The following is a 3,601-nucleotide window of genomic DNA, read 5'->3' on the forward strand; positions in this document are numbered from 1 at the left end:
TAATTGCGGTTTACGGCAACGCCGGAAATATTCCCCAGCTCGCAAACGTATCTGTATACCATTGTCGGATATACATCGAACCGCACTCCTAGTGAGTGCACAAATTGATTCAGATTCAATAGCGCCACGCTCTCCTCACCTCAATCGCACGGGATGCCATGTCGACCTGTCTTGTCGCCGCAGTCGATCCGGAGCTTCAGGGCAAACTTGTCGACAGCGAAAGGTCGCTGCTGCATGTCAATCCCGCCGCAGCCGGCGTGGTGTCGGCATGGCGCGCCCCGCCGGCCATGCTCGACGACTGGCGCGTACTTGCAGCGGTGCGCTTCATGGAGCAGCGCCTCGATGGCCAGATGCGACTCGACGATATCGCCGCCCAGGCGGATCTCAGTCCGCATCACTTCCAACGCTACTTCAAGAAGCTGCTGGGGCAGTCGCCGGCCGCCTATCGCCGCCGTATCCAGCTGGAGCGTGCCGCCCTGCATCTATGGATCACCGGCCATCCGGTGATCGATATCGCGTTCATGGCAGGATATGCGAGCCACGAGGCGTTCGTCAGAGCCTTCTATGCCCAGTTTGGGCGCGTTCCGTCGGAGTACCGCAGTCATGCTCGCCAACAGGTAAGTTTTCCGACTGCCGAGGAGCGGGGACGCGTGGCGGAAATCCGGGTGTGCGAGCAGCAGCAGGTTCCGTTGCTGGCGATGCGTTTTTATGGACCGTATGCGAGCGTGGAAACGCACTGGCAACGGTTCGTGGAACACCTGCAAGTATTGGGGATCGCACCCGAACGGTTCCAGGCGATCGGCATTGCGTACGACAGTCCGGAGATCGTGCATAACGCATTTATCCGCTATGACTGCGCGATTGTCACATCCGATTACGATCATCGCCGTTCGGGCCTGGCGCGTCTGCCGTTCAGAGCAGGAGCCTACGGAGTGCTCTCGCACGATGCGCCGTACGACCAGATATTTTCGACCTATCGGATATTGAGCACCGCGTGGCTGCCGACGATGGCGGACGAATTGCGCATGGAACTCACCTGTGCATACGAGTGTTACCGCGAACCGCCGTGGTTGAATGTGGGCGGTTCGCAGCGCTTCGATCTGATGCTGCCGGTTGCCTGGCTGCGGGCACCGTCGCGACCCACAGGTGCCCGCGCCAGGACCGGAAACGTAGTTTAGCCGCCGACCACGGGGACGCAGGCTGTCACGCGGTCACGCCTGAAACGGCGCTTGTGCCGGCCTGGCCGGCTTCGCCGAGCGCGCGGGAAAACTCGATCATCGAGAGATCCTTCACGCCGCCAGGTATGCCAGGTCTATCGTCGTTTCTTCCACACATGAAGATAGTTAGATTCGACGCTCCCGTCACGATGCTGCCCGCCCCGTAACGAAAATGCGGGTCCCTGATCTTCGTTCGGTTTTCCGCCAGGACATGCCGGTTCGACAGCAACGTTATCGCGCGCTTATCGAGGTCGATGCGGTACAGACCTGCCCAGTCGTCGATCGCCTTGGGGTTCAAATCGCTGCCCTCCAGATCGCCCGCCAGACTCAGCAGATAGAGCGAACCGTCTTTGGCCCTCAGCAGATTCATGTTATCCGAGCCGTGCTCCGTTCTCGCCTCGAACAGCGGCTCGAGCGCGAATTCGGGGTCGTCGAGAAGACAATTGTTACTGAGATAAAAATGGACAGTCTTTGACTGGTTGATCGCGACAAGGTATCGCAGATCGTCGAAAGAGCCGACATCGACGACTGCGATCGACGCGACACTGATACCTGGTTCGAGCAGCGCGGGCATGCGGATCGGACGATGCAGGTCGTTCAGACCGCCAAGCCAGAAGATGTTCAGGTAGCTCGAGCCCGGATCGGTGGCCGGCCACTCGCGCTCCACTTCGACAAGCAGGTAGTCTCCCACCAGTTGACAGCCACCCGGATGATTCCACCAGTCCGGCTTCGTCGTGGTTCGAAGCTCGCGGCGTTCGACGGCCGCGTCGCGATTCACGATACGGATTTCTCCGTTCGGCTGGGCGATGTCGCGAGAGTCGTGGGTGAGAAGATCGAACTGGTTCCAACGGGCCATGCCCTGATAGTGGCTAATCCCGAAGTCGTATTCCATATGGGTGTACGTATGCCGATAGACGCCAGAGCCGTCGATGTTCAGCCGCTCGAAAGCCTGTCTCGGATCGGTCAGCCGGTTCGCGGAGAGCCGCCCCGTGTCGGAGCTTTGCGCGAGGCTGCGGCCGTCGTTGTGCCAGAGGCCGCCGGGCACGTCAGTCCGGTTGTCGCACCACATCACGACGCGCGGCTCCTGATTGTTGTCGATGCCGAGCACCTGAAGATTGCCATCTGCGCCGCCCGCCAGCCTAACGGAGATCGCCTGCGCCGATGCGGGTTGCGCTTTGGGCGTCTGCCACTTGCCGTCACCGTCGGTCCACGCGAGCGGCAGTGCGCGACCGCCGGCCTGGACGCCGACGAGATACGCTCGCTTGCCGAACAGGATCGAATGCATCGCTACATAGCTATAACCTTGCGGCGTGACCGGCGTGAACTCCTGGTGCCAGTTGCCGTCAGCGTCTTGACGGGAAATCCTGACGATCTGTCCTTGGTTCGTTAGCCCGAAGACATAAAGATTGTGATGAATGTCGTGCTGAACGAGTATGTCCCGATAGGACGCGCCGGCGTTGGAGCCGAGACGCTGGCTGCGCTCGCCCACTGGATTCCATTGGTGCGAGCTGTTCTGCCACGCGATCAGGTAGGCGAAGCCATCCGTTGCGCCTATTCCGATCAGTTGCGGAAGATCGTAACGTCCGCTGCCGCTACCAACGCCCAACTGAAGTGTCCGGTACTGCCGTTGACGCGTCAGTGGCTCGTTGCCGCCTGCGTGCCAGCTACCGTCATTCGACTGCGTGACGGCAAGGTACGGAAGCCGGTCGCTCTGTCCCAGGCCGATGACTTGCAAACCGTTGGTGCCGGGCCCGCAGGCTAGCTGTTCGACGTAACCGCGATCGGGGCCCAACGGGCCTACCGCATAGCCGCTGGGCGCTCGCCACTCGCCGTTGTAGTACGCCGGCAGGTAAAGGCGGTGCGTGGACGAATCGGTGCCCAACGCCTGGAGAAATCCGCCGTTGCCCGCTACGAGCTGAATCTGACCGTACGACCGCGCGCCGGCGAAGGCGAGCGCGTTGTAGCTCGGCATCATCCATGCACCGGACTGCGCCTGCCACGCGTAGCCGTAGAGTCGCCCGGGCGACTGGGGGTCGTTGCCGATTCCGATCAGCTGGGCTATGAAAGGGGCATGGTCCGGCCGGTCGCCGAACGAACCCGCCGTTAGACTGACCGCGGTGGGGAATTGAGTGCGCATGTTTTTCTCCTTGGCAAAGATACGGTGAGCACGTGGAGCTGTGGAGCGCGCCACCTGCGATGCCGTCGAGCGGACGCGGGGCGTGTCGGTCACGAATCTATCAAGCGGTTGAGGGCGCGGCTTGATAATTCTTGCGGTCCGTATCGGGCCGAGCAGCGCGTATGCATTGCGGGTACCTTGATGCTGCAACCGGGTCCTCGCCGATGCATCAATCCGTCGCGCGGCATGCCGGGGCGCGTCGCGGCTT

The 3,601-nt window shown here is 61.5% G+C and carries 2 protein-coding genes; one reads left to right on the top strand and one right to left on the bottom strand.

The features are described from left to right. The first annotated feature begins 158 nt into the window (after positions 1–158). The gene (locus tag ACPUER_RS36070) at positions 159–1,178 is read left to right on the top strand and encodes an AraC family transcriptional regulator (RefSeq protein WP_425133494.1); all 1,020 of its coding nucleotides are present in this window, start codon (positions 159–161) and stop codon (positions 1,176–1,178) included. A 25-nt stretch (positions 1,179–1,203) separates the two neighbouring features. Here the strand turns inward: ACPUER_RS36070 and ACPUER_RS36075 are convergent, their stop codons facing one another. Next, positions 1,204–3,354, bottom strand: coding sequence for a hypothetical protein (locus ACPUER_RS36075; RefSeq protein ID WP_425133495.1), 2,151 nt, complete (start codon positions 3,352–3,354; stop codon positions 1,204–1,206). Positions 3,355–3,601 lie beyond the last annotated feature (247 nt).

This window comes from Burkholderia sp. DN3021 (assembly GCF_049805555.1).
Lineage (GTDB): Bacteria > Pseudomonadota > Gammaproteobacteria > Burkholderiales > Burkholderiaceae > Burkholderia > Burkholderia pyrrocinia_C.